Below are 22628 nucleotides of genomic sequence, written 5' to 3'. Positions count from 1 at the left end.
TGCCCACGGCGACGAACCGTTGACGTCCTGCTCCGACCGTAAGTCCGCCTCAGCGAGCCTGCACAACGGCGAGGAAGCTCAGCGTCGTGCGGTAACCGAGCAGCAAGATGATGTGCAGCGCGAACAGCCACAACCCGAGTGCGGCGACGGTGCCCACCGCCGGCAGGCCTCCGAAGGGGATGGACCAGTCCAGGGGGATGGCCAGGAACACCAGGAAGCCGTGCAGGAAGCCCGTGAGCACGGCGCCGACCGCGACCCCCGACACCACCGCGGCTCTGATCGGCAACGTGACCGGGCCCGCGAACGCGAACACGAGGGCGACGGCCACGCACACAGGCACCAGGTCGAGGTGGAACGACAGCACAACGCCCCACACGACCGGCCAGCCACCGGCCTCGTACAGCGCCGCCACGTCCGCGGTGAACCGCAGAGGCAGCGCGATCAGCAGCGGCGCCACCAGCAGCACCGGCAGGAACCCGACGCGGCCGGCCTGCCCCGTCCACTTCGACACCGGCCGGTGGGCCACCTGCCCGAGTCCGCGCCGCAGCCCCTCGCCGTACAGGGTCGCGGGGATCAGCGCGGCGGCGAGCACCGGCCAGGAGGCGTTCACCGCGGCCTCGGCCAGCCGCACGAGCGCCTCGGTGGGATCGTGCGCGCTCGGCATCGACCCGCCGAGGATCCGGGCGTTGCCGAGCACGAACGCCGGTCCGAACAGCAGTGCCGCCCCGCGCAGCGCGAGCAGCAGCATCGGCACGAGGCCGAGTCCCGCGTAGAACGTCAGCCCGGCCGCCCACAGCACAAGATCCCGGCCGCGCAACGAACTTCGCACGTCGGCCGTCACGGCGCGGAGCAATCCCATGATCACCAGTTACCCGAACCTGCGTGCCGCCACCCCTCCGATTACGGTGGTGACGTGACCGGTCACGAGGTGGACCCCGTTGCCGGTTGGTCGCGCCTGCACAGCGAGGACGTCTCCGGCAGCCGGTTGGTCGTCGGCTGGCTGCGGTTCATCCACGCGATCGCGCGGCCGTTCGACCGCGTGCACCCCGACCTGCTGTCCGTCGCGGGAGTGGTGGCCGTCGGAGGGGCCGCGGCGGTGGCGTTCGCGGGTGGACGATGGCCGTTGCTGGCGCTGGTGCTGGTCGTCGCCGGTGGGGTGCTCGACGGGCTGGACGGCGCGGTCGCCCTGCGCACCGGCCGTGCGCGACCGGTGGGTGCCGTGATCGACGCCGTCGCCGACCGGCTCTCGGACCTGGGTCTCGTGCTGGTGCTGTTCGCGCTGGACGCGCCGGCGTGGTGGTGTGCCGGTCTCGGCGTGGCGTTGCTGCTGCACGAGTACGCCAGGGCCAAGGCGCAGAGCGTCGGGATGACGTCGGCCGGGGCCGTCACCGTGGCGGAACGTCCGACCAGGATGATCGTCGTCGCCGTGGCGTGTGCCGGCGCGGGACTGGCGCCGGACGGCACCCCGGGCACCGGGTGGAGCTGGGCCGTGGTCTGCGCACTCGTGTGGGCGGGGTGCGCGGTGGCCGGGATGGTCCAGCTCGCGGCGGGAATCCGGCGGGAGCTCGGCGGCCGGGTGTTGCCGGACGCCGTTCAGGCCGGTCCGACGAGGCGGGACACGATCGCCGCCGACATCCCCACCAGCGGCAGTCCCCCACCGGGGTGAGCCGATCCCCCGACCAGGAACAGTCCCGGCACGGGTGACCGGTTGGCCGGGCGCAGGAGTGCCGCGCGCGGTCCGTTGGACGAGGTGCCGTAGATCGCGCCGCCGACGGACCCGGTGTCGCGTTCCCAGTCCGCCGGAGTGCGGATCTCCCGCCACAGCACGCGGTCCCGCACGTCCAGGCCCCGGCTCGCCATGACTTCCAGGACCCGGTCGGCGTACCGCTCGGCGAGCTCCGGAGCGGTCCAGTCCACGGGTCCCTGCCTCGGGGCGTTCACCAGCACGAACCAGGCCTCGGCACCGTCCGGTGCCACCGACGGGTCGGCGGGGTGGCAGACGTAGACCGTGGGATCGGGCACCGGCCGCGGGTCCTTGCCGAAGATCGCGTCGAACTCGGCGTCGTAGTCGGTGGGGAACAACACCCGGTGGTGCGCCGCGTCCGGCGTCCTCCCCCGCAACGCCAGCAGCAGGACGAAGCCCGACAACGACGGCTCGACCTTCCGCAACGCCCTGCGGGCCCCCTTCGCCCGGCGATCGGGCAGCAGCGCGCCGTAGAGCTGCGCCGCGTCGGCGTCCGACACGACGACGTCCGCCTCCACCCGTTCGCCGTCCTGGAGCACGAGCCCGGACACGCCTCCGGCGCGGGTCTCGATCGCCTCGACCCTGGTGTCGAACCGGAAACCGGCTCCCAGCAGGACGCAGCGTTCGAACAGGGCCTCGCCCAGCCTGCGCAGCCCGCCCCGCACGTACCAGCCGCCGTACCGCTGCTCGATGAACGGCACCACCGTCATCAACGCCGGTGTGCGGCGGGGATCCGAGCCGCTGTAGGTGGCGTAGCGGTCGAGCAGCATGCGCAGGCGCGGGTCTTCCAGCCGGCGTTCGCCGACCCCGCGCAGCGTGCGCCACGGCGCGATCGCCATCAGGTCCCGGACGCTCGCCGACCGGCGGACGAGATCACGCACGCCGCCCAGCGGGTTCTGCAGCACGGGTTCGCCGACGAGGTCCCACAACCGTTCCGCGTCGTTCATGACGGCACGCCAGTCGCGTGCGGCCTTCGGCCCCAGCGCCCCGGCGATGGCGGCGTCGACGTCCCGTTCGGCGTGGGGCAGGTCGAGGGTGGAACCGTCGGGAAAGCGGTACCGGCACGCGGGTTCGACCGGGACGACGTCCACGACCTCGTCGAGCGGCGCGCCGGTCTCCGCGAAGAGGTCGCGGTAGACCTGCGGCAGCGTCAGCAACGACGGGCCCGTGTCGAAGGTGAACCCCTCCCGCCTCAGGACACCGAGCTTGCCGCCGTGCTCCGGGGCCTGCTCGTACACGGTGACGGTGTGCCCGGCGTGTGCCAGGCGCGCGGTGACGGCCAACCCGCCCATGCCCGCGCCGATGACTGCGACTCGTGCCACGTCAGGTGCTTCCTCGCAACGATCGGCCCTTCCAGCTCAGGCGTCCCCTCCACCGCGACCACCACGACCGCGCGATCAGGGACACCAGGACACCCACCGAGATCGGGTGGGCCAGCGCGTCCGGCCACACCCGGCCGCCCGTGCGCCGCGCGGCCACCGCACGACCGAGGACGCCGGCGAGGTAACCGGCCGCTCCCGCACGTGAGCCCGCGAGCGCCGCCACCACCGGCAGCACGTACAGCCAGGTGAGCACGCCCGACAGCGCCACGGCCGACACGGGACTGCCGGTAGCGGACCACAGCGACTTTTCGTAGCCGTCGCGCAGGTCCGGCCACCCGTCGTACATCCGGCAGACCGCCACGGAGCTGCCGTCGGCGACCACACCGCGGCCACCACCGCGCTTGATCGCCCGCATCAGCGCGAGGTCGTCGAGCACGGCCGTGGCCACCCCGGCGAAGCCTCCGCAGCGGTGGTAGGCGTCGGCGTCCACGACGAGGAACTGGCCGTTGGCGGCGGACAGCGACGGACGCGGTGAGCGTTCGGCGAGGCGCAACGGCAGGAACGTGAGCCACGACCACTGCAGCAGCGGTTGGACGAGACGGGTCGCCACGTCGTCCGCGAGTTGCCGGGGGAAGGGTGACACGGCGTCGAGCCGGTTCTCGCGCAGCAGGGCGATCGCGGCGGCCACCGCGTGTGGCGCGAGCACCACGTCGGCGTCGACGAACACCAGCACCCGGCCCCGCGCCATGGCGGCGAGTTGTGCGCACGCGTGCGGCTTGCCGGGCAGGCCGGGCGGTGGCGGCTCGCCGGTGACGACGCGGAGCCGGACGTCGCCCGCCGCGACCGAGAGGACCTCGTCTGCGGTGCCGTCGGCCGACCCGTCGTCGAGCACGACGATCTCCAGCCCGGGCACTCCCTCCTGGCCGAGCAGGGACCGGATGGTCGGCGCGATGCGGTGCGCCTCGTCCCGTGCGGGTACCAGCACCGACACCATCTCGTCGCACTCCGGCGGATGTGCCGGCGGGACCCTCATCAGCCGTGCGTTGACCAGCACGTGCAGCAGCGAGACGGCCGAACCGACGGCCGCACCGCGCACGGCGGCCGAGAGCCAGGGCTTCACCGATGCGCCTTCCAGACCTCGACCGCGAACGGCACGGCGACGATCCCCATCAGCAGACCGCCGACGAGCGCGCCGGACGGACGCCCGAAGAACGCGGCGTGCGCCCACACCGACGAGCCGAAGGTCCAGAGGTAGAGCACCGGAGCGGGCCCCACGCGCAGATCCAGTTCCCGGCCCTCGCGTCCCACCAGCCGGTGCAGCGCCGCCACCATCAGCGTGGCGACGAGGATCCACCCGGCGAAGTTGGTCAGCGGCACCCCGTGGACACCGGGCAACGCCGGCTCGGGGTGGGCCCACACCCAATGGCCGGCGTCCACCATCTGCGGGTCCAGGAAGACGTCCCAGCTCACCAGGGCCCAGGCGCCGATTCCCACGACGAGCCAGGCCGGTGGACCTTCCCGCCACCGCCGCGCGAGAGCACGGCCGACGAGCAGGGCGGGCCAGGACATCATCACCCAGGCCAGGGGGACCACCAGCGGCACCGTCCACAGCGAGGGCCCGAGCGTGCCCGCGTAGAGGTACTGCCCGAACGGGAATCCGGTGTGGACACCGACCGTCTCGGCGAGCAGCCCGCCTCCCCCGGCGACCACCACGAGCGCGACGGCGGCCGTCCTGCCGAAGCGGACGGCCGCGTCGCACACCGATGCCACCGCGAAGGCGGCCACGGACAGCAGCGTCATCGGCAGCCGCTGGTCCGGCTCGGTCATCGAGTAGACGATCTGGGCGAGCACGACGACGAAGCCGCAGGCCCAGGCAACACCCGGGACGACTTTGGTCCGACTGCGCACCGCTGACAGGGAGACCGGCGTCATGGGCACGAACTCACGCTAACCGGCGCCGAGGAGCCCGGCATGACAGCGCGTGATCAGGACTGGGCGGGGCGGTCGACGTCACCGCGCCACGCACCGGTCTCGACGCCCCCGCGCTTCTCGATGAACGTCTTGAACCTGTCCAGGTCACCCTGCACCCGGCGGTCGAGGATGCCGAGCTTGTCGGCGACGTTCTCGACGAAACCCTCCGGGTCGATGTCCATCTGCACCGTGACCCGCGTGTGCTCGGCGTCGAGGCGGTGCACGGTCACCACCCCGGCGTGCCCCGGGCCCGTGTCGGAACGCCAGGCGACCCGCTGGTCCGGGTGCTGCTCGGTGATCGTGGCGTCGAACCCGCGCGTCACCCCGGCGATGCTGACCGTCCAGCGGGTGTGGGTGTCGTCGAGCTGCTCGATCCGGTCGACGCCCTCCATGAACCGCGGGAACTCGGTGAACTGCGTCCACTGGTCGTAGACGCTGGTCACGTCGGCCTCGACGTCGACGGACTTGGTGATCGTGCTCATGACGGGCGCCTCCTGCTGGTGAAGTGGTCGCGGAATGCCGCGACCGCTCCAGCAGTACCCCTCGATTCAACTCAAAAACGATCCAATCGACTGTGATCAGGTCGCGGCGGAGTCCGGCCGGTTGTGCAACAGGCCCGAGATCACGGACTCGACCAGCACGCGGTAGCTGCGGTCGACGTCACGCGGCAACCCGAAGGCACCGGCACTTTCGAGGCTCGCGAAGCCGTGCACCGCCGCCCGCAACGCACGGGCGGCGTCGACCGCGTCGTCGTCGTGCAGCCCGAAGCCGGCGAGAATGTCGTAGAGCGCCCGCAGCGAGTCGTCGCTGATCTGGCGGTCTTCCTCGTCGTCGGGTGCGGGGGCGCGGAGTGACGCCACGTAACGGCCGGGGTGGTCGAGGACCCAGCGGCGATACGCGTCGGCGAACGCGTGGATCGCCGCTGAGCCCGCCTTGCCGACGGCGGCCCGGGCCGCCACGCCGCCCAGTTCGCGCTTCGCTTGCAGGGCGATGCCCCGGCGCAGCGCGTCCAGGGACTCGACGTGCCGGTAGAGCGAAGGCGGGCGCACGTCGAGCCGCTCGGCGAGCAGGCCCATGGTCAGCGACTCGAAGCCGACCTCGTCGGCGAGTTCCGCTCCGGCCGCGATGACGGTGGCCGGAACGAGGCCCGCCCTAGGCACGAGAGCCCCCGCGGAGGGTTGTCTGCATCAGGAACACCACTTCGCCGGGGTTGTTCGGACGTGCTGGTTCGATCATCTCAGGCTCCCGCGGCCACGTCCGTCATGAAGTCGGTCACCAACGCGGCGAACCGGTCCGGCGTCTCCTGGTGCGGAGCGTGGCCCGCGCCGGGGATCACCTGGACCTCGCCGCGCCACAACGCCGGGAAGTCGAGCTTGCGCAGGTAGTCGAGACTCACCAGCTGTTCCTCGGCACCGTGCAGGACGGCCAGCGGACGGCGGAGTGCCGAGACGATCGCGAGTTCGTCGGCGAACAGACCGGCACCGGCACTGGCGCCGAGTCCGGTGCGCGCCCTGCCGTCGGTGGCCAGGATGTCAGCGACGAAGTCCGCGAGGCCCAGAGACGAGTCCGGCGCGGTGAAGCTCGCCGCGACGAGTTCGGCCTCCTCCTCGCTGACCTGGTCGGTGAAGAGCGCGCCCATCGCCGGGTGGGGCAGGAACGCCTCGGCCATGTCCGCGGGTGTCGCGATCGGGGGCGCGCCGAAGACGACGAAGCCGCAGGCGTCCGGCAGGCCGGGCGCGGCCTCCATCACGATCTGCCCGCCCAGGCTCCAGCCGACGAAGACGGCGTCGGTCACCCCCAGTTCCCGGGCGAAACCGGTGAGCACGGCCGCGTACCCCGGCAACGAGTAGGCGGCGTCGTCGCCGGCCGGCTCGGACCTGCCGTGCCCGGGCAGGTCCAGGGCGAGACAGCGGAACCGGCTGCCGAAGTCCTGCTGCAGCAGGGGAAGCCACGTTCGTGCCGAGGACGAGTTCCCGTGCAGGAACACCACCGTGCGGGCGTCCGCCCGGCCTGGGCTCTCGACGTAGGCGATGTTCTGCCCACCGACGTTCACGTTCGACTGCTTCACCAGAAGCCTTTCTGTGGATTGTGGACGGACGCGGCCGTTCAGGCGCGCGCCAAGGTCTTGGTCAGAAACGGCAACGAGAGTGCGAGCACCTCGTCGGGGGTCTGGGTGTGCGGGTAGTGCCCGGCACCGTCGATGACCGCCAGCTCACCGAGGCCGCGGGGCAGGTCGGCGAGGACCCTCTCCCCCTCGGAACGCGGGTCGGCCCAGTCGGGATCGGCGCTGCCGACGACGACCAGGACCGGGCAGGTGACGTTGGCCAGCTGGGCGCCGGCGTCGGCGGGGCTGGTCTTGCACATGGCCTGCAGGACCTTCATCCGGCCGGGTTCGCTCAGCTTGGACTCGATGCGCGCGAGCTCGGCGTCCCAGTCCGCCGGCTTGGCCGGCATCGCGAGGCCGAGGTACTTCTTCCAGGCCGTCAGGCTTCCCCCGACCATGACCTTCGCGAGCTGGGTGTAGCCGGCGCGGAACCGCCGCACGCGCATCAGCCCGCCCAGGTCGAAGGACTGCGCGCGGGTGAACGGCGCGAGCTCGACGACTCCGGCGATCACGTCGGGCGCGGTGGCGGCCGCGATGGTCGCGGCACCGCCGCTGATCGACTGGCCGATGATCACCGCCGGGCCGCCGAGGTGGCGGACGACGGCGACCAGGTCACCCGCGATGTCGGTGCGGCTGTAGCCGTCCCAGCCGGTGCTGGAGTCACCGCAGCCGCGGATGTCGACGTTCGCCACCCGGTAGCCCTGCGCGGCGAGCGCCGGGGCCAGGAAGCGGTAGGAGTGGCGGCTGTCCCCGATGCCGTGGGCCAGCACGACGAGGGGACCCTGCCCCGTCACGTCGTAGGCGATGGTGTTCCCGGCGATGTTCAGGTACTCGGTCATGCCGTCCGTCCTCCGCAGTAAAACTAATGTGATTAGCTAAAAGCTAATGCTGTTAGCTTTTGCTGTCAACCACCTTGCGGACCCGTCCCCACGGCTTGAACACCGAGAGCACCATCGCGAAACTCAGCAGCACCAACGCGCTGATGGCGAGGAACGCGACGAACCACATGTCCTGCAACGGTTGTTCGCCCGACGACAGCTCGCGGATCGGCCCGAGGAACGCCAGCAGCAGTGCGCATGCCACGACGTTGAGCACCAGTTTCACGGCGACCCATCGGTAGCGGACGAGTCCCCACTTCGTGGCCATCCCGAGCAGGACTCCGGTGACCAGGCAGACCACCCCCGCCACGAGAGCGGCGAGCAGGAGCGGGACGACGGAGAAGTCCGCGAGTGCCTGGTACACGGCGGTCCGGTCGTCACCCGACCTCGCCCATCCGATCGCCACGAGAACGGTGGCCGCGACGTCGACGCCGATCCAGGCTCCCGCCGCCACGACGTGGGTCACCAGGATCGCCTTGCGCAACCGGGCCGAGATGGGCCAGCGGACGCGGTTCACCGGTGCGGGAGCAGTTTTGGGCGCTGTCGTGAGAGTGCTCATGGTCGTTCCTTGTCCGTGAGAAGTCGGGGGTGATCAACCGAGCGGACGTCAGGCGCGGACCAGGCCGGTCTGGTGCGCCACCACGACGAGCTGGGCGCGGTCGCGCGCCTGGAGCTTCATCATCGCCCGGTTGACGTGGGTCTTGACGGTGAGCGGCGAGACCACGAGCTCTTCCGCGATCTCGTCGTTGGACATGCCGTTGGCCGCCAGCACGACGACTTCGCGTTCGCGCTGGGTCAGCACGTCCAGGCGTTCGGGGTTGATCGGCTCGCTGGGGCGCTGGGCCAGGAACCGGCCGATCAACGCCTTGGTCGCCTTCGGTGACAGCAGGGCGTCACCTCGGGCCACGGTGCGGATCGCCGCCTGCAGTTCGGCGGCCTCGACACCCTTGCCGAGGAACCCGCCGGCTCCCGCCTGGACTGCCTGAGCCACGTGGTCGTCCATCTCGAACGTGGTCAGCACCAGGACCTTCACGCCGTCGAGGTTCTCGTCGGCGGTGATGCGGCGGGTGGTCTCCAGTCCGTCCATCCGGGGCATCCGGATGTCCATGACGACCACGTCGGCACGGCACGTGCGCACGTGGTCGAGCACTTCCAGCCCGTCGGCCGCCTCACCCACGACCTCGATGTCCGGCGCGGAGTCGATGAGCACGCGGAACCCGGCCCGGATGAGCGGCTGGTCGTCGGCGAGCAGGACGCGGATGGTCATGAGTTCTTCCCGAGGGGCAGGGTGACGTGGAGGTGGAAGGTGTCGCCGGGGCCGATCCCGGTCCTGGCCGTGCCGCCGACGGCGCCGGCGCGTTCGCGGATGCCGATCAGCCCGAGTCCCGAACCGCCCGTGGCAACGTGGTGGCCGCGGGAGTTCACGACCTGCAGCACCAGTTCGGCGGGCGTGTAGGTCACGGTGAGGTGCGCGGTGCCGTTGCCGTGGCGGTGGACGTTGGTCAACGCCTCCTGGATCACCCGGTAGGCGACCAGGTCGACGGTCGCGGGCAACGGCCGCGACTCCCCGCTCGAGGTCCAGCGCAGTTCCAGGCCGGAGGTCCGGAACGTCTCGACCAGCGGTCCCAGCAGGTCCATGCCGGGCGCGGGTTCGACCGGACCGTGCGGCTCACCGGCCCCGCGGAGCACGCCGAGCAGGTCGCGCAGTTCGTCCAGCACCGAGCGGCTCGACCGGCGGACGTGCTGCAACGCCTCGGCCGCGGCGCCCGGCCGCGAGGTGATCAGGTGCTCGGCCACGGCGGCCTGGACGTTGATCACGGAGATGTGGTGCGCCACCACGTCGTGCAGCTCGCGAGCGATGTGCAGCCGCTCCTCCGCCACCCGGCGCCGTGCCTCCTCCTCGCGGGACCGTTCCGCCCGCACCGCCCGTTCCTCGATCGCCGCGATGAACGCGCGCCTGTTGCGCACCGCCTCCCCCGCCGCCGCGGCCATGCCGATCAGCGTGAGGCGACCGAGGTTCTCCCACGCCGAACCGGTCGTGCCGGTCACGATCGCGACGACCGGGACCGCGAGCAGCGCGCCGGCCACCGCGGCCCGGCGCGTCGTCCACCGATCGGTGTGCACGGTGAAGGTCGCCACGGCCAGCGGAACCAGGAACGGCTCCAGGTCCGCCCCCAGCACCGTCCCCGTCACCACCCCGGAGGCGGTGACGGCCAGTGTCCACAGTGGCCACTTCCGGCGCACCGCCAGGCCGGCGGTGACCACCGCCAGCAGGCCGGGCAGCGGAGGGGTCCGGACGTCCAGCGCGGACTCCGCACCGTCCGCCGCGCTCAGCCCGAAGATGACGAGGTAGATCACCGCGGCGCTCACCGCGTCCACGACGAGCGGATGCTCCCGTGCCCACGACCGGAGCCCCTCCACCGCGACCTCCCCGCCTACACGTCACGACGGCGCAGCAACACCGCGGCGACGAGGAGGGGGACGAAGACCCAGGCCGCGAACACGGCGGCACCGGCCGTCGCGCTGAGGAGTCCGGGAGCAGGGGCGACGTGGGTGAACGCCTCCGCCGCCGAGGAAGGCAGGAACTTCAGCACGCCGTCCCTCCACGTGGCCGGCAGGAGAAGGCCTCCGAGCCCTGGCGCGAGGAAGACGAGGAAGACCACTGTGGACACCGCACCCGCTGTGTTGCGCAGCAGTGCCCCGAGCGCAAGACCGATGACCGCGACACCGGTCATCGTCACGGCCGATCCCACCAGTGCGCCGAGCACACCGGCGTCACCGATCTCGGCGGTGGGCAGGCCGGCGTTGCCCATGACGACCTGCCCGGCGAAGAAGACGGCGAACGCGCTCGCCAGCACGGCCGGGAACACGGTGCCGGCGAGCACGGCGACCTTGGCCGCGAGCACCGGCAACCGCGCGGGCACGGCGGTCAGCGTCGGCTTGATCATGCCGGTGGCGTACTCGCCGGACATCACCAGCACGCCCAGCACACCCGTCACGAGCTGCGCGAACATGACGCCGCTCAAGGTGATTCCGGCCGGATCGGTCACCCCGTCGGCGCCGTCGGAGTCGGTGCCGATCGTGGCGGCGAAGACCAGCCCCGCCACGATCATCGTCAGCACCGCGCCCAGCACGGCGAAGCCGCTGGACCGCACCGAGCGCAGCTTCACCCACTCACCGCGCGCCACACCGCCGAAGGTGGTCATCACGCCACCTCCCCGAGCGAGGTGGTCGTGCCCTGGTACTCGACGACGTCCCGGGTCAGTTCCGCGTAGGCCTCCTCGAGCGACGCCTGCCGCGGGGTCAGCTCGAACAACGGGATTCCGGCGAGGGAGGCCCGCGCCGCGATGTCCTCTGTAGACAGTCCGACCACTTCGAGCACGTCGCCGGTGACGGAACTGATCCGCACACCATCGCCGCTCAGCACCTCGACGAGCTCACCGGTGCGGGACGAGCGGACGTGCACACCGCGATCGATCGACGTGATCAGCTCCGCCATCGGCACGTCCGCGACGAGCTTCCCGCGCCCCACCACGACCAGGTGGTCGGCGGTCAGCGCCATCTCGCTCATCAGGTGCGAGGAGACGAACACCGTCCGGCCCTCGGCGGCGAGGTCCTTGAGCAGGTGCCGGATCCACCGGATGCCGTCCGGGTCGAGGCCGTTGACCGGCTCGTCCAGCACCACCGTGCGCGGGTCGCCCAGCAACGCGACCGCGATGCCCAGCCGCTGCCCCATGCCGAGCGAGAAGGCGCCCACCCGGCGCTTCGCCACGTCCGTGAGGCCCACGACGTCCAGCACCTCGTCGACCCGCCTGGCGGAGATGCCGTGCGTGGCACCGATGGCCAGCAGGTGATCACGGGCCGAACGGCCGGGGTGCACCGCGCGTGCGTCGAGCAGCACCCCGATCTCCCGCATGGGAGCGCGGTGCTCGCGGTAGGGCTTGCCGTTGACCCTGGTGATGCCCGAAGAGGGTGCGGCGAGGCCGACGAGCATTCGCATCGTGGTCGTCTTGCCCGCGCCGTTCGGACCGAGGAATCCGGTGACGATTCCGGGCTCGACGGTGAAGGAAAGCCCGTCCACCGCGGTCTTCGGTCCATAACGCTTGCTGAGGTTCACCACCTCGATCATTGTTCTCTCCCAATGGGTTCGTCTGTGTCACACACAGATTCGCCGCTCAGGGAACAAAGATCGTCCTACTGACGCAGGTAGCTGAATACTGCAGCCGCAGTATATGCGGAAGAAATCGCCTGAAACTCATCACGCAATTGCCGAATGGTAAATCGGCAATTAACCAGAACGCACTTGAACGGTCACAGCGGGAAGGTCACCCCGGTGAGCCGTTCCGACGTCTCCCACAGGCGCCGCGCCAGCACCGGATCGCTGGCCGCCGCCGACCGGCCGACGAGCGCGGGGTGACCGTGCAGCTCGAACCGCCCGTCCGGGCCGACGTAAGCGGCACCGGGCAGGTCCTGGGTCGCCGCGTACAACGACGGCAACGCTCCTTGGTCCTCGGACTGCGCGAGGTAACGCCCGGCCACGTGCACGAGTTTGACGAGGTGCCGGTTACGCCCCTTGGTACCCAGGTTGGACGCCGTGTAGCCGGGGTGCGCGGACAGCGCGCGCACGGACGACCCGGCCTCGCGGCACCGCCGTTCCAGCTCGAGGGTGAACAACAGGTTCGCGAGCTTCGACCGGCCGTACCCCTTCACCGCGGTGTAGCCGGTGCGGGCCAGGTCGAGGTCGTCGAGATCGAGCACGCCCGCCTTGTGCGCGCCCGACGCCACGGTCACCACGCGGCCGGTGATCGAGGGCAGCAGCAGGTTGGTCAGCGCGAAGTGGCCCAGGTGGTTGGTGCCGAACTGCAGCTCGAACCCGTCCGCCGTGCGACCGAACGGCGTCATCGCCACTCCGGCGTTGTTGACCAGGACGTCGATCCCGCCCTGCCACCCCTCGGCGAACGCGCGCACCGACGCCAGGTTCGCGAGGTCCAGCTCACGGACCTCGGTGGTGCCGGACATGGCGGCCGCGGCCCGTTCACCGGCGGCCACGTCACGCACCGCGAGCACCGTGCGCGCCCCTGCCGCGGCGAAGGCCTTGGCCGTGCCGCGACCGACCCCGCTCGCAGCCCCCGTCACCACGACCGTGCGCCCGGTCAGGTCGGGGAGATCAGCGGCGGCCCACCGGTGCTTGGTCATGATCGCCAGCTTAGGCGTCCACCGGCGGGTCGATCCGCTGAGCCTCGTGCGGCGACCGGAGTCGTGGGCTTCTCCTTCGCCGGCAACGGATCTGCCCGGCGTCGGTGTACCGAGCCCGGGCGGCCGCTGGACGACCGCCGCACGGCCACCGTCCCCCCGGCACTGTTCCGGCGTCACGACAAGTGTCGACAGGAAGAGAGAAGATGAAGATCCGCACCGTGGTGCTCTCCGCCGCACTGGCCGTTCTCGGCTCGCTCACGGCGGTCGTCCCCGCCTCGGCGGACGGCGTCAGCACCTACTACCTCACCTTCCGCACCGGCAACCTGCCGAACGCGGACACTGAGGACCCCGTCCGGGTCACGATGTTCGGCACCGAGGGCAAGTCCGACCCGATGCAGTTCGACCGGGACTTCCGCCGCGGTGAGACGTGGACCTCCGGCCCGCACCGGCACCCGTCGTTCGGCGCCATCGGCTACATCAGCCTCGGCAAGGGCGGCCGGGAGTCCGACGCCTGGTACTCCGAGTACGTCGCCATCCACGAGGAGGCCACCGGCAAGGTCTACCACTGCGCGGTCAACCAGTGGTTCCCGAAGGAGAGCCTGACGCGGTTCTACGCCTGCTCGTGAACTGAGCACCCGGTGCGGGCGCGGACTCCTCGTCGCGTCCGCACCGAGCCCGCCGAACGGGATGAGCCCCGCGGGAGCGCGTCGGGAAGGATGAGGCGTCCGTGCTGCCGCCGAACCGAGGAGGGCGACCCGATGGCGCGCAAGCCCACCGTGTACGACGTCGCCGAGCGGGCAGGGGTGTCCATCGCGACGGTGTCGTTCGCCTTCACCCAGCCGGAGCGGGTGCGCAGGAAGACGCTGGACAACGTCCTGGCCGCCGCGGCCTCGCTGGGCTACGTGCCGAACGTCAACGCCCGTGGGCTGGCCAAGGGACGCACGGGCGCCATCGGTCTCTACTCGTTCAACTACCTGCTGGACAACGACCACGACGCGGCCGAGGAGTTGCGGACGGACGGCGCGCGGTCGTTCCCGCTCTACTCGGACCTGGTGCAGCGGGGCGTGGAACTCGAATGCCGCCACCGGGGTCTCGCGCTCATGCTGGGATCGGGAAGCCCGCCGGACCACCTGCCCGCCGTGGTCGACGTCGCCGGACGCGTCGACGGCCTGATCACCTTCGCGGGCGCCGCGCCGGCCGACGCCCTGGCCCGCATAGCGCGGCGGATCCCCGTCGTGGAACTCGGCGGCCGCTCGACCGCCGCCGGGACGCGCACGGTCCTGGTGGACCACCGGCCGGGCATGCGCGGGCTGGTCGACCACCTCCTGCACGAGCACGGGCACCGCAGCTTCGGTTACGTGGGCTCGCGCGACGCCACAGCGGAGTTCGAGGAACGATTCGGCGGCTACTCCGACGCTCTCGTGGCCGCGGGACTCCCGGTGGCCCCGCCGCTCGACAGCCACCCCGCGCAGGCGGCGACCACCCGTGCCGCGCTGGCTCCCCTGCTCGCCGGCGACCTGCCCGACGCCCTCGTGTGCGCCACCGACCAGGAGGCGCTGGTCGTGCTGGACGTGCTGCGCGAGGCCGGTGTCGACGTCCCCGGGCGGGTGGCGGTGACCGGGTTCGACGGCACGGTCGCCACCCGCCTGTCGTCCCCATCGCTGACCACGGTCCGGCAACCCATGCAGAACATCGGCCGCACAGCGGTGCGCCTGCTCCTCGACGCCGACTTCTCCCAGGCCCCTCTGCCCACCGCGCCGGTCTTCCGCGCGAGCTGCGGCTGCCCTCCCCGGAACTGACTCCGTCGAACGGCGTCGAACGGGCGTCCAGCACCTTGCCGCGGCAAATCTAAGCGCTTAGATTCGGGCTGCCGCACCGCCGCCCTCCTGCGATGACAGCAAGGGACAGTGAAGTGTTGGGCCTCTTCGACAAACGCGGAACCGCACGCATGGTCGCCATCACCCTGGCAACACTGCTGGTGGCGGGAGCGCTCGCGATGGTTTCCTTCCACGCCAACGGAATGGCGTCCACCTCCGGCCGTGCACCCCGTGACGCCGTGAAGACCGTCGCCGCGATGCAACCCGGCTGGAACCTCGGCAACACGCTCGACGCCATCCCCGACGAGACGTCGTGGGGCAACCCGCGCACGACGCGGACCCTGCTGCGGCACGTGCGCTCCCAGGGCTACAAGAGCATCCGCATCCCGGTGACGTGGAGCAACCACCACGGCCCCGCACCCGCTTACGCCATCGACACGGCGTGGCTGAACCGCGTGCGCGAGATCGTCGACTGGTCGCTGGCGGAAGGCCTGTACGTGATGGTCAACCTGCACCACGACTCGTGGCAGTGGATCAACACCTATCCGGCCGACCGCGCGAACGTCCGCGCGCGGTACACCGCTCTGTGGTCGCAGATCGCCACGACGTTCCGCGACCACTCGTCGAAGCTCGTCTTCGAGAACATCAACGAACCGCAGTTCACCGGCACGTCCGGCGTCGAGCAGGAGTTCCAGGCGCTGCACGAGCTCAACGCGGAGTTCCACCGGATCGTGCGCGGGTCCGGTGGCGGCAACACCACCCGCCTGCTGGTGCTGCCGACGCTGCACACCAACGCCGACCAGGACAGGCTCGACGCGTTCCTCGCGAGCTACCGGCAGTTGCGCGACACCAACATCGCGGCGACCGTCCACTTCTACGGCTTCTGGCCGTTCAGCGTGAACATCGCCGGGTTCACCCGCTTCAACACCGAGGTCGAGCAGGACCTGGTGAACACCTTCGACCGCGTGCACACCACCTTCGTGACGCGCGGCATCCCGGTGATCATCGGCGAGTGGGCGTTGCTCAACTACGACCACAACCGCCCAGGGGTGATCGAACGCGGCGAGTTCCTCAAGTTCCTGGAGGCGGTCGGCCACCACGCCCGCACCCGCGCGCTCACCACGATGCTCTGGGACGCGGGCCAGTTCCTGAACCGCGCCGAACTGCGGTGGCGCGACCAGGGCCTGCACGACCTGATCAGGTCCAGCTGGACCACGCGGTCGGGCACCGCCTCGTCCGACCAGGTCCACCTGCCCCGCACCGGCTCGATCACGGCCAAGACGCTGGCGCTCAACCTGAACGGCACGTCGTTCCAGGGGGTGCGGCACGGCGGCACCGACCTCGTCCGGGGCACCGACTACACCGTCACCGGCAGCACCCTGACGCTCACCGCCGCCGCTCTCACCCGGCTGGCCGGCAACCGCGCCTACGGCGTCAACGCCACCGTGGAAGCCCGGTTCTCCCGGGGTGTGCCGTGGCCGATCAGCATCATCAGCCACGACCCGCCGACCCATGCCGCCACCTCCGGCACGACCACGTCGTTCTCGATCCCCACGCAGTTCCGCGGCGACCAACTCGCGACCATGGAGGCGAAGTACGCCGACGGATCCCCGGCCGGACCGGCGAACTGGACCTCCTTCAAGGAGTTCTGGCAGCACTTCCAGCCCGACCACGGCAGCGGCGCCATCATCCTCAAGCCGGAGTTCTTCGCGGAGGTGGCCGACGGCGGGGTGACGCTCACGTTCCACTTCTGGAGCGGGACGCGAACCACCTACACCATCACCAGGTCGGGCACGGCGGTGTCCGGCGGCTGAACGGCGTTTCGCCGGCGACCCGCTACGCCCGCGTCCGTCCGATGTAGACGTTGCGGGCGCGGTAGACCGTCTCCGCGGTGGGACCGGGGCTGCCCGACGAGCCCTCCATCTGCAGGTTGAGGATCAGCCACAGCGGCTTGCCGGCGAAGTTCCTGCCCGTGTGCTTCGCGATCCACTTGCCGTCGAGGTAGTAGTGGATGTCGACGTCCGTGCCGTTCACCTTGGTGATCCACGCCCGGTAGGTGTGCCACGCACCGGGCGACGAGACGCCGACGATCGAGCTCGACACGTCACTGGACGTCCGGAAGGTGTTGAACCAGTTCCGGTTGTCCCCCTTGAACTCGAGGATGTCGCTCTCGGGCGGCCAGCTGTTGACGCCGGTGAGCCAGAAGGCGGGCCAGGTGCCCCGTGCGGACGGCGCCTGGAACTCACCCTTCACCTCCCAGTTGGGGAACTGGTCGGTCACCACCACGTGCTCCTTGGCGTGGACCGCGCCGGAGTGGTAGCGGATCGGCAGGTACGGGCTGGCGCTGCTGTTGCCCTCGTTCCACGAGATCCGCGTCGCCTTCACCGTGAGCACGCCCCCGGACAGCGACACGTGGTTGTGGTCCGTGGCGCTCGCGTACATGCGGGCGGTGCCGTTGTGGTCGGAACCCCACGGGTAGCGGTAGTTCCACTCCGACTCCAGCGCGCCGTAACTGCCGAAGGAGCCCGGCCCGATCACGTCCTCCCAGGCGGCGGCCCGCGCGGGACTCGGGAGGCCGCTCATGAGCACGAGGACGAGGGTGGTCGCCGCGATTCTCATGGATCGCACTGTGGGGCAGGACGGCTCGGTGGTGCAACGAAGCCGTCGATTCGACGGTGGTTCGAGTCGAATCCGGCTGGTACCGGGACCGGCCACAAATGGCCGGTGTGCCGGCCTGGTCCCGGCGCGACGCCCTGCCCTGTGATGACCGCGGAAGTGGTGTCGCAGGAAGGGGAACGAGATGGCAACGGCCACTCCCGCGTTGGTGGAGCGGGAACGCAGGCTGCGACTGGTGCGGCTGGTGGAGGTCTTCGCCGCCGCGGGCGGGATCACGACGCTGGTCGCCTGCGGGTACCTGGCAGACGGGCCCGGCCCGGCGCTCGTGGCGGTCAGCGGTGTCGCGCTGCTGGTGACGGCCTCGCTCACGGCCCAGCGGATCAGGCGGAAGGTGCGGTACCGCGTCGACAGGCCGAACTCCGCCCTGTGGCTGGCGGGGAAGATCGCGGCACTGCTCGCCGGCGCGGCCGTCGTCGTCTACGTCGCGTGGGCACTAGACGTTCCGTCGCTGCCACGGGGCCTGTTCGTGTTCGCCGTCGTCGGCTCGCTCCTGGCTGTCGTGAACACGCATGCGAGCAGGTGGACGCTGCTCCAGATCGACGCCACGGGGGTGCGGCTGGGGCAGGTACACCTGCCGTGGCCCGCCGTGGTGCGGCTCGAACTGGCTGACGCCGCACCTGGTCTGGTTGAGGTCGGCGTCCGGCTCGCACCGGGCGGCGATCTCGCGGCCCGCACGACCGTTCCCGCGGCCGAGGTGGACCGGATCCCCCGGGCGCTCGCCGAGTTCGGCGATCCCGCCCTCGTCGACGTGGTGATCTCGCACGTCGGGAGGGCGGCATGACCAGCGGTCCGGAACGGTCGCGGCGGGCTGCCCGAGCGGCGGCGAACGACCCCGGCCGCTACCTCGCCAAGGTCGATCCCGTGTACGTCCGCCACCTCCGCGGGCTGGACGAGCCGGCCGGCATCACCCGTGGCGGCGGCGAGGACGAGGCGATCCTCACCGCCGCGGCCGTCGCCTACCTGCAGCAGCTCCCCTGGGGATGGGACTGCCACGTCGACTCCGGCAGGAGGTGGATCTACTTCGAGGGACGGCCCCACCCGTTGACCCGGCTGTGAGCACGGCTACCTCGATCCGGCGGTGAAGGTGAACGACCCGGCGCGCGGACGACCTGCCCGGCCGCCACCGGCACCCAGACCTCGGCCGGCACCTCCACCGCGAGGCGGAACGAGCGGTCCGTCCTGGTCCACTCGGAACGCACGGTGCTCTGGGCGGTGCGGTAGCTAGCTGCGGAGACGACCAGGTTTCGAGCGGTGCTGGAGGGGCGGGGGCGCCGATCACCACCCCGGCGACGCCGCCGACGAGTGCGCGTTCCAACTGGCGGCGTCCGCTGGCCTGCCGAAGAGGTAGCCCTGCGCGTAGGAGCACCCGGCGGCGCGGAGCCAGTCCGCCTGCTCCGGCGTCTCGATCCCCTCGGCGACCGTCTTCGCGCCCAGCACGTCGGCCAGGGCGATGATGCACCGGATCACGCCCTCGGTGCGGCCGTTGCGGCCGAGGGCCCCGGTGAACGAGCGGTCGATCTTCACGACGTCGAACGGGTAGCGCTGCAGGTAGCTGAGCGACGAGTAACCGGTGCCGAAGTCGTCCAGCGCCACGCGGATCCCCGCGTCCCGCACGGCCACGAGGGTCCGCATCGCCGGTTCGTCCGCCCACACGCTCTCGGTCACCTCGATGGTCAACCGGCCCGGCGCCAGCCCCGCCGCGGTGATGACCCGTTCCAGCCTCGGCAGGAAGCCGGGGGTCGCCAGTTCGCGGGTGGAGACGTTCACCGTCACCCCGAGGCACCGCCCCTCGGCGTGCCAGCGCACGGCCTGCTCGCACGCGGCTTCGAGCACCTTCGCGCCGAGCGGCACGATGAGGCCGGTCTCCTCGGCCAGCCCGATGAACTTGTCGGGCCCCAGCAGGCCCATTCCGGGTCGCTGCCACCGGACCAGTGCCTCGGCGCCGGTCACCGCGCTCGTCGCGAGGTCGACGATCGGCTGGTAGTGGACGACGAGCTCGTCACCCTCCACAGCGGCGCGCAGGTCGGTCCTGTCGCGTTGCCGGGCGAGCGCCTGCTCCCCCATCTCGCGGCGGAACAGGCGCACCCGGTTGCCGCCGTCCCGCTTCGCGACGTACATCGCGGTGTCCGCGTCCCGGAGCAGGTCGGCCACGCCGGTGCCGGCCTGTGAGACGGCGGCGCCGACGCTCGCGGCGAACGGTTCCGCGGCGCCGTTCAGGCTCGACAGCACGGACTTCGCCAGTCGCACGGTGTCGCGGACGTCGAAGCCAGGGGCGAGCACGGCGAACTCGTCACCGCCGAGACGTCCTGCCACGGCCCTCGAAGGCAGTGCGGACCTCATGCGGGCGGCCGAGGCCTTGAGGTACCGGTCGCCCACCTCGTGGCCGTCGGCGTCGTTGACGTCCTTGAACCTGTCCAGGTCGACGACCAGGAGCCCGACCACGGGTTCGAGGACCATCGCCTCCCGCACGAGGTGCAGGAAGTGCGCACGGCTGGCCAGTCCGGTCAGCCCGTCGCGTTCCGCCCTGTCGCGCAACGCCTCTTCCCACTCCCGGCGCCTGGTCACGTCCACGGCGGCGACCACCACGTGATCGGGCCCGGTGTCCTGTTCGACCGGACCGGTGTGCACGGAGAGCACCACTCCGTCGCGCGGCTCCACCTCGACCGCGCTGTCCGAGGACACGCACCCGTCGCGGCACCGGGTGATGCTGACGTCGTGCGGGCACAGCACGGTGCTCGTCCCTGAGTCGTCCCACCCGAACATCTCCTGGGCGCGAAGGTTGTGCAGGCGGGGAGTCCCCTGCTCGTCGAGGACGGCCAGCCCGGCCGGACTCGCCTGGAGCACCGCCTCCACCGTCCGGCGGGCGACCTCCTGCGTCCTGACCGCGCGCACCGTCTCGTGCAGGGCGAACGTGCCGATCACCAGGCCCAGCAGCGGCATGACCCCCGCCAGCACGGCGTCCGGGTCGACGCGGTCCAGCCGGGACAACGACACGCACAGCCCGCCCACGTAGCCGCCCAGGCTCACGAGCGACTTCACCGGGTACCGCCCCGGGCCGCCGTGCAACGCACGCCGTGTCGTCGTGCCGAACAGGAACGCGAGCACGGGCTGGGCACCGGGGAGGACCACTGCCGCGCCCGCCGTGACAACGCCTTCGGCGACCGCGACCGCCCAGCCGTCGTGCCGCGGCCTCCACAGCCACGAAGCCACCACGAGGACGACCACGGCGGCCAGCGGGAAGCGGACGATCCCGGCTCCGGCGAAGAGGAGGTTGCCGGCCAGTGCGGCGGCTCCGAGCCAGGCGAACACATTGGTGAGCAATCGAACCGTGCGCACCGAAGCACGGGACGCGCGGCTCACCTGCCCGTTGACCAGCCCCGTAACCGTCGCACTGGAACGGTGCGAACCTGCCACGGCCCGATGCCCCCATGGATTCGACGTAACTCGGCTGTAGAGACCGACAAAATGTGCACTATCTGCCGAAAATCAGTCACCGTACAGCCGCCGATCGGGTACCTCAGCCGGCGCTGGTCTCCCTCGCGCGCAACCACGTGGGCTCGGTGATCGTCCACGCCGGTTCCTGCCGCCACCGGCCGAGCACGTCACACGGCTGCCACGGCCCGTCCGGGTGCTCGCGCGTCGCCTCGCCGGCCGGCGACCAGCGGATGAACCTCATGAAGCCGGGTTCCCCGTTGACGATCTGGAAGTAGCGGGTCTCCCCCGACAGCCGTGCCGCGATCCGGTGCACGTCGTCCGCGCCGATCGGCCTCGTGACGAGGTGCAGCGGACCGCTGGTCGGCAGCCATTCTCCGGACCGCAGGAACAGCTCCCACCGAGGTGCGGCGTCCGCGGGGCAGCGGATCAGGGAGACGGCCCGGCCGGCGTCCGCGGCGTCGCGCAGGGAGTCCAGGACGGCGAAGTAGTAGTGGCCGTCGACGGGTGCGGCCTCGCGGCGGGCGAGGCGCAGGCTGAGCCGCAGGAAGAGGCGGTAGGCCTCGACGTCGTCCAGCGGCAGGCTCACGACCTCGGCTTCGGGTCCCGGCTCGCGCGAGATCCCGACCGCCGAGTCGAGGTCGAGCACGTCGACCTGGCGCTGGAACAGGGCGTACCCGCCGGTCAGCTTGGCGCGGTCCTGGTCCCTGCGGTAGCAGACGAGTGCGGCCATGACCCTGACCGCGTAGTCGTACGGCACCTCCTCGGCGGCCGCGACCGGGTCTTGCTCGGCCCTGCTCACCAGATCGCCGGGCCCGAACTCGCCCGTGCCGTCGAAGGCCATCTCCTGCACCGAAGTGCCGGTGCTCCGGGACCTCGCGGCCACGGCGACCGGGTTGCCGTTCACCTTGATCACGTAGTGCCGCAGGGCCTCGTTCTCCCACCACGTGTCGAGGCGCTGCTTGAACTCCGCCGCCTCCTGCGCGCTGATCGCGACGTAGTCGCCCTGCATGTCCTCGCCGCGGTCGACGTCGTGGGGACGGTCGGTGTCCTCCCACGTGTTGTGCCCCATGTACTCCTGGTCGCCGTAGTACTCGGGACGCCGGATGAGCGCGTGCGCGTTGCGGAGGTCCAGGACGTCCACGGTCCGGCGGAAGTAGGCGAAGTACTTGTAGTCCGCGAACTCCGAGAGGTGGGTCCGCGCGCGGATCGTCTGGACCATCTCGACGAGGAACCCGTTGGCATAACCGACGTTCGCGGGTTTCGCGGTCCACGCCGGCTCGCTGGGAACCCGGCTCAGCAGAGTCGACGGTTCCCAGCGCAGGTCGTGCGTGAAGGCCTCTTCGACACCGCCGGTCAGACGCACGACGGCGAGCGGAAGTACTTGTCCCGCAACGAGAATGATGGTGTACGTGACGTTCGGGTCCTCGTCGCCCGCGAAGAAGTCGCGGAGTCCCCAATCAGAGTCGAACATGTGAACCGCCCCCC

Annotated in this window: 23 protein-coding genes; 6 read left to right on the top strand and 17 right to left on the bottom strand. The window is 71.1% G+C overall.

Features of this window, described 5'->3' with window-relative positions:
* Positions 1-49 precede the first annotated feature (49 nt).
* Positions 50-859 carry a YhjD/YihY/BrkB family envelope integrity protein gene (locus PV646_RS17205; protein ID WP_500342975.1) on the bottom strand — a complete coding sequence of 270 codons (810 nt, stop codon included), beginning with the start codon at positions 857-859 and terminating at the stop codon, positions 50-52.
* Between the two features lie 54 nt (positions 860-913).
* Between PV646_RS17205 and PV646_RS17200 the strand changes: the two genes are divergently transcribed.
* The gene (locus tag PV646_RS17200; RefSeq protein WP_500342974.1) at positions 914-1666 is read left to right on the top strand and encodes a CDP-alcohol phosphatidyltransferase family protein; all 753 of its coding nucleotides are present in this window, start codon (positions 914-916) and stop codon (positions 1664-1666) included.
* Here the strand turns inward: PV646_RS17200 and PV646_RS17195 are convergent.
* The 13 genes from PV646_RS17195 to PV646_RS17135 form a co-directional block, all read right to left on the bottom strand.
* Positions 1594-3066, bottom strand: coding sequence for a phytoene desaturase family protein (locus tag PV646_RS17195; protein WP_500342972.1), 1473 nt, complete (start codon positions 3064-3066; stop codon positions 1594-1596). The genes PV646_RS17200 and PV646_RS17195 overlap by 73 nt on opposite strands.
* Position 3067: 1 nt before the next feature.
* Positions 3068-4186, bottom strand: a complete 1119-nt coding sequence (locus PV646_RS17190) for a glycosyltransferase family 2 protein (RefSeq protein ID WP_500342970.1) — start codon at positions 4184-4186, stop codon at positions 3068-3070.
* Positions 4183-4998, bottom strand: a complete 816-nt coding sequence (locus PV646_RS17185) for a carotenoid biosynthesis protein (RefSeq protein ID WP_500345023.1) — start codon at positions 4996-4998, stop codon at positions 4183-4185. Before PV646_RS17185 ends, PV646_RS17190 begins: the two co-directional genes overlap by 4 nt.
* A gap of 53 nt (positions 4999-5051) precedes the next feature.
* Positions 5052-5519: an SRPBCC family protein gene (locus tag PV646_RS17180; RefSeq protein ID WP_500342969.1), complete on the bottom strand. Its 468-nt coding sequence runs from the start codon at positions 5517-5519 to the stop codon at positions 5052-5054.
* A gap of 96 nt (positions 5520-5615) precedes the next feature.
* Positions 5616-6197: a TetR/AcrR family transcriptional regulator gene (locus PV646_RS17175; RefSeq protein WP_500342967.1), complete on the bottom strand. Its 582-nt coding sequence runs from the start codon at positions 6195-6197 to the stop codon at positions 5616-5618.
* 77 nt (positions 6198-6274) lie between these two features.
* Complete coding sequence (locus PV646_RS17170; RefSeq protein WP_500342965.1) at positions 6275-7105, bottom strand: alpha/beta fold hydrolase; 831 nt, start codon at positions 7103-7105, stop codon at positions 6275-6277.
* Between the two features lie 38 nt (positions 7106-7143).
* Positions 7144-7980, bottom strand: coding sequence for an alpha/beta fold hydrolase (locus PV646_RS17165; protein WP_500342963.1), 837 nt, complete (start codon positions 7978-7980; stop codon positions 7144-7146).
* A gap of 52 nt (positions 7981-8032) precedes the next feature.
* Positions 8033-8578, bottom strand: a complete 546-nt coding sequence (locus tag PV646_RS17160; RefSeq protein ID WP_500342961.1) for a hypothetical protein — start codon at positions 8576-8578, stop codon at positions 8033-8035.
* Between the two features lie 48 nt (positions 8579-8626).
* Complete coding sequence (locus PV646_RS17155) at positions 8627-9286, bottom strand: response regulator transcription factor (protein ID WP_500342960.1); 660 nt, start codon at positions 9284-9286, stop codon at positions 8627-8629.
* A complete protein-coding gene (locus PV646_RS17150; protein ID WP_500342959.1) occupies positions 9283-10440 on the bottom strand; it encodes a sensor histidine kinase in 1158 nt (385 codons plus the stop codon). Before PV646_RS17150 ends, PV646_RS17155 begins: the two co-directional genes overlap by 4 nt.
* A 14-nt stretch (positions 10441-10454) precedes the next feature.
* The gene (locus PV646_RS17145; protein ID WP_500342957.1) at positions 10455-11225 is read right to left on the bottom strand and encodes an ABC transporter permease; all 771 of its coding nucleotides are present in this window, start codon (positions 11223-11225) and stop codon (positions 10455-10457) included.
* Positions 11225-12148, bottom strand: a complete 924-nt coding sequence (locus tag PV646_RS17140; RefSeq protein ID WP_500342955.1) for an ABC transporter ATP-binding protein — start codon at positions 12146-12148, stop codon at positions 11225-11227. Before PV646_RS17140 ends, PV646_RS17145 begins: the two co-directional genes overlap by 1 nt.
* 182 nt (positions 12149-12330) lie before the next feature.
* Complete coding sequence (locus tag PV646_RS17135; protein WP_500342952.1) at positions 12331-13215, bottom strand: oxidoreductase; 885 nt, start codon at positions 13213-13215, stop codon at positions 12331-12333.
* Between the two features lie 203 nt (positions 13216-13418).
* On the opposite strand from PV646_RS17135, the gene PV646_RS17130 reads away from it, so the two are divergent.
* From PV646_RS17130 to PV646_RS17120, 3 genes are all read left to right on the top strand, one after another.
* Positions 13419-13841 (top strand): PLAT/LH2 domain-containing protein, encoded by a 423-nt coding sequence (locus PV646_RS17130; RefSeq protein WP_500342949.1) that lies wholly within the window; start codon positions 13419-13421, stop codon positions 13839-13841.
* Between the two features lie 132 nt (positions 13842-13973).
* Positions 13974-15014, top strand: coding sequence for a LacI family DNA-binding transcriptional regulator (locus PV646_RS17125; protein WP_500342945.1), 1041 nt, complete (start codon positions 13974-13976; stop codon positions 15012-15014).
* A gap of 149 nt (positions 15015-15163) precedes the next feature.
* Positions 15164-16846: a cellulase family glycosylhydrolase gene (locus tag PV646_RS17120; protein ID WP_500342942.1), complete on the top strand. Its 1683-nt coding sequence runs from the start codon at positions 15164-15166 to the stop codon at positions 16844-16846.
* Between the two features lie 22 nt (positions 16847-16868).
* Here PV646_RS17120 and PV646_RS17115 read toward each other — a convergent pair whose 3' ends face one another.
* Positions 16869-17651: a glycoside hydrolase family 16 protein gene (locus PV646_RS17115; RefSeq protein WP_500342941.1), complete on the bottom strand. Its 783-nt coding sequence runs from the start codon at positions 17649-17651 to the stop codon at positions 16869-16871.
* Between the two features lie 181 nt (positions 17652-17832).
* On the opposite strand from PV646_RS17115, the gene PV646_RS17110 reads away from it, so the two are divergent.
* Both PV646_RS17110 and PV646_RS17105 read left to right on the top strand, forming a co-directional pair.
* Positions 17833-18489 (top strand): hypothetical protein, encoded by a 657-nt coding sequence (locus PV646_RS17110; RefSeq protein ID WP_500342938.1) that lies wholly within the window; start codon positions 17833-17835, stop codon positions 18487-18489.
* Positions 18486-18764, top strand: a complete 279-nt coding sequence (locus tag PV646_RS17105) for a hypothetical protein (protein ID WP_500342937.1) — start codon at positions 18486-18488, stop codon at positions 18762-18764. Before PV646_RS17110 ends, PV646_RS17105 begins: the two co-directional genes overlap by 4 nt.
* Positions 18765-18983: 219 nt before the next feature.
* Here PV646_RS17105 and PV646_RS17100 read toward each other — a convergent pair whose 3' ends face one another.
* Together PV646_RS17100 and PV646_RS17095 are read right to left on the bottom strand one after the other, a co-directional pair.
* The gene (locus PV646_RS17100; protein WP_500342935.1) at positions 18984-21044 is read right to left on the bottom strand and encodes a putative bifunctional diguanylate cyclase/phosphodiesterase; all 2061 of its coding nucleotides are present in this window, start codon (positions 21042-21044) and stop codon (positions 18984-18986) included.
* A gap of 181 nt (positions 21045-21225) precedes the next feature.
* A complete protein-coding gene (locus PV646_RS17095; RefSeq protein WP_500342932.1) occupies positions 21226-22614 on the bottom strand; it encodes a hypothetical protein in 1389 nt (462 codons plus the stop codon).
* Between the last annotated feature and the right edge of the window lie 14 nt (positions 22615-22628).

This window comes from Streptomyces sp. ID05-26A (assembly GCF_033794685.1).
Lineage (GTDB): Bacteria > Actinomycetota > Actinomycetes > Mycobacteriales > Pseudonocardiaceae > Lentzea.
This window is presented reverse-complemented; position numbering and strand designations above follow the sequence as displayed.

Coding starts and splice junctions, on each gene's coding strand:
- PV646_RS17205 (WP_500342975.1), bottom strand. CDS start 859: ATGGGATTGCTCCGCGCCGTGACGGCCGACGTGCGAAGTTCGTTGCGC.
- PV646_RS17185 (WP_500345023.1), bottom strand. CDS start 4,998: ATGACGCCGGTCTCCCTGTCAGCGGTGCGCAGTCGGACCAAAGTCGTC.
- PV646_RS17180 (WP_500342969.1), bottom strand. CDS start 5,519: ATGAGCACGATCACCAAGTCCGTCGACGTCGAGGCCGACGTGACCAGC.
- PV646_RS17165 (WP_500342963.1), bottom strand. CDS start 7,980: ATGACCGAGTACCTGAACATCGCCGGGAACACCATCGCCTACGACGTG.
- PV646_RS17160 (WP_500342961.1), bottom strand. CDS start 8,578: ATGAGCACTCTCACGACAGCGCCCAAAACTGCTCCCGCACCGGTGAAC.
- PV646_RS17155 (WP_500342960.1), bottom strand. CDS start 9,286: ATGACCATCCGCGTCCTGCTCGCCGACGACCAGCCGCTCATCCGGGCC.
- PV646_RS17145 (WP_500342957.1), bottom strand. CDS start 11,225: ATGACCACCTTCGGCGGTGTGGCGCGCGGTGAGTGGGTGAAGCTGCGC.
- PV646_RS17140 (WP_500342955.1), bottom strand. CDS start 12,148: ATGATCGAGGTGGTGAACCTCAGCAAGCGTTATGGACCGAAGACCGCG.
- PV646_RS17135 (WP_500342952.1), bottom strand. CDS start 13,215: ATGACCAAGCACCGGTGGGCCGCCGCTGATCTCCCCGACCTGACCGGG.
- PV646_RS17130 (WP_500342949.1), top strand. CDS start 13,419: ATGAAGATCCGCACCGTGGTGCTCTCCGCCGCACTGGCCGTTCTCGGC.
- PV646_RS17125 (WP_500342945.1), top strand. CDS start 13,974: ATGGCGCGCAAGCCCACCGTGTACGACGTCGCCGAGCGGGCAGGGGTG.
- PV646_RS17120 (WP_500342942.1), top strand. CDS start 15,164: ATGGTCGCCATCACCCTGGCAACACTGCTGGTGGCGGGAGCGCTCGCG.
- PV646_RS17115 (WP_500342941.1), bottom strand. CDS start 17,651: ATGAGAATCGCGGCGACCACCCTCGTCCTCGTGCTCATGAGCGGCCTC.
- PV646_RS17110 (WP_500342938.1), top strand. CDS start 17,833: ATGGCAACGGCCACTCCCGCGTTGGTGGAGCGGGAACGCAGGCTGCGA.
- PV646_RS17105 (WP_500342937.1), top strand. CDS start 18,486: ATGACCAGCGGTCCGGAACGGTCGCGGCGGGCTGCCCGAGCGGCGGCG.
- PV646_RS17095 (WP_500342932.1), bottom strand. CDS start 22,614: ATGTTCGACTCTGATTGGGGACTCCGCGACTTCTTCGCGGGCGACGAG.